Source organism: uncultured Campylobacter sp. (genome assembly GCF_938018145.1).
Lineage (GTDB): Bacteria > Campylobacterota > Campylobacteria > Campylobacterales > Campylobacteraceae > Campylobacter_A.
This window is the reverse complement of the sequence record NZ_CALIII010000148.1, coordinates 1-2,103: the sequence shown is the minus strand read 5'-3', so window position 1 is coordinate 2,103 and position 2,103 is coordinate 1. Positions and strand designations below refer to the sequence as shown.

Annotated in this window: 2 protein-coding genes and 1 pseudogene; 2 read left to right on the top strand and 1 reads right to left on the bottom strand. The window is 45.1% G+C overall.

Annotation, left to right across the window (positions count from 1 at the left end; all coding sequences use genetic code 11):
• Together Q0338_RS03400 and Q0338_RS03395 are read left to right on the top strand one after the other, a co-directional pair.
• On the top strand, positions 1-303 hold a 303-nt coding region (locus Q0338_RS03400; protein ID WP_298085534.1), incomplete at its 5' end, for a hypothetical protein.
• 189 nt (positions 304-492) lie between these two features.
• Positions 493-990, top strand: coding sequence for a hypothetical protein (locus tag Q0338_RS03395; RefSeq protein ID WP_298085533.1), 498 nt, complete (start codon positions 493-495; stop codon positions 988-990).
• Between the two features lie 325 nt (positions 991-1,315).
• On the opposite strand, the pseudogene Q0338_RS03390 reads toward Q0338_RS03395, so the two are convergent.
• A pseudogene (locus Q0338_RS03390) lies at positions 1,316-2,103 on the bottom strand (ankyrin repeat domain-containing protein); the annotation flags it as partial.

The window sequence follows — 2,103 nt, the reverse complement described above, 5'->3', positions numbered from 1 at the left end:
CGCGAAAATGTGCCGCGGATCGTGCTGAAAAACACTAGGCTCGAACAGGAGGAAAGCGGGCGCGTAGTATTTGAAAAGGATGAGCTAGAGGCGCCGATAGAGGTTGGCGAATACAGCGGCATCGCAAGCGCATCGGTAAAAATCCCTGGTATCGACTCCATCCACATAAGGCATAAACTAAGCACCGAAATATGCGTGCCTGATGGCTCCTGCACTAGCTTCGTGCACTACTTCTCGCCGCGCAAAAGTGCGCAGGTTACGGCGGGGCTTTTTAGCCGCGAGAAATTCGGCGCGGAATTTTAAAAGCTCCCTTGGTATTTAATGCGAAATTTCGCGGAAATTTAATAAAATTTGCCGCAAAACTGCGTCGAAAGTGGAGCAAAATTTAAGCTGCGGCGCTAGAAATTTTAGCGACGAAGCGGGAGCTTTAACGGCAAAGCAAAATTCTAGCGCTAATTTAATAAATTTCGCCGATCAAAAAAGGAGAGCAAAATGGCTTACGTAACCTACGACAAGGCAAAATGGCACTGGGGCGCGAAAAATGCGCCGACCGATATCCCGCAGGAAAACGGCGCGACGCACATCGCGTTTTTCTTCCGCTGGTGCATGGAGCGCAAGCTCTACTCCAAGGACTTTGCGGCAGATTTCGCGGACGATATAGCGCGGATGGACGATAGCTTTGATTATCGTCAGTATTTTTTGGGCGCCATGGATGGCGTGCTAAGCAGCGACGAGCTAAACACCGCGGGCAAGGCCTTTGCGAAGGCCTACTACACCACGGACCGCACGAAATTTGCCAAAACGCACGGCTGGTATTTGCAAGATTACGACGATTTCGTCGCGCGCAAATTCGGCGATAAAAACTTCGACAACGCCTATTTTTACATAGAAAATTCGCCGCAAAATTACGCCGAGATCAAAGAGATCATCGACCGCCGCTACGAGGAGTTTTTAGAATTTAAAAAAGCCAGCAAAAGCGCGGATAAATAAAGCTAAATTTGTGCCGAGCAAAGTTAAAAGGCGGGGTTTAAATTTACGCGCGGACGAGCCAAACGATTCGGGCATTAGCCGAGCGCAGATCGTAAATTGCAGATCTTAAATTTTAGATCGGTTGCGGCGTTTGCGGATTTATCCGCGCCTCGTAGCGAGGCTAAACTTAGACCGTTAAGCTAAATTTGACGGCAAGCCGCCTCTAGTTGGCGCCCCTTGCTACTTAAGCTGCGGAATCAAATCTCCCGCGCCGACGGCGACCTCCGCCGCTTTAGACAAGCTCCGCTCTATCAAATTTTTCCCCTGACATTTTATCTCCTTTTATCTATTTGCTTTGTAAATTTGAGTTTGAGTCTGATTTACTTCGGTTGCTATCTACGTAAATCACCTGAGCCATGCCACTTTCGGCTCTACCTATAGCGCTCTTGATCCCGTCTTGCTTTTCCATTTCGTTTGCCCATTTGATAAAAGCCCTAATGTCTTTAAACGTAGCATTTTCATCGGGGCAATGCGGATTATAGAAATTTATATCTTTGTCAAATTCTTCTATCTTTTTCGGGTCTATCGGCTTTGGTTTGTATTGTAAAAGACCGTCTTGATATATGTGCCAGTAAGGAGCATGTTTGTATTTATTATTGGTTCTTTGTATCTTTTCTTCGGCCTCTTCGTCTCTGCCTTGATTCATTTTATAGATATAGTTTTCTTTTTCTTTCGTATAGTATTTTACGTTATCGTAGCACTCCTCATACGCCTTCTTTAGCTCCTCTTTAGTAGGTTGCCCTACGACGTCGTATTTTAAAAGAAGCTCTAGCATGGGTTCGTAGTTCGGGTGACTATCTAGCGAGATATATAAAGATCGCATAAAATCAGAATCGTCTCTTAGTCCGTGAAAAAACGTATTTGGATGATCGTCTAGTTTCGGTCTATACCTGCTAGCAAGGACTATATCGGCCATTTCGACATAGTTATGCCATACTATATACCTCATGGGGTTATTTGCGTCTTTGGATTCTTTATTGACTTGGTAATTATCTCGAAATACTATCTTTACGTCGTCTCCGTCTATGATAAGCTTTTCGATGTTGTTATAAAACGGAGGATCTATGTAGTACT

Bases quoted from the DNA above. Each gene is read 5' to 3' on its own strand.
- Q0338_RS03395 (WP_298085533.1), top strand. From the start codon at position 493: ATGGCTTACGTAACCTACGACAAGGCAAAATGGCACTGGGGCGCGAAA.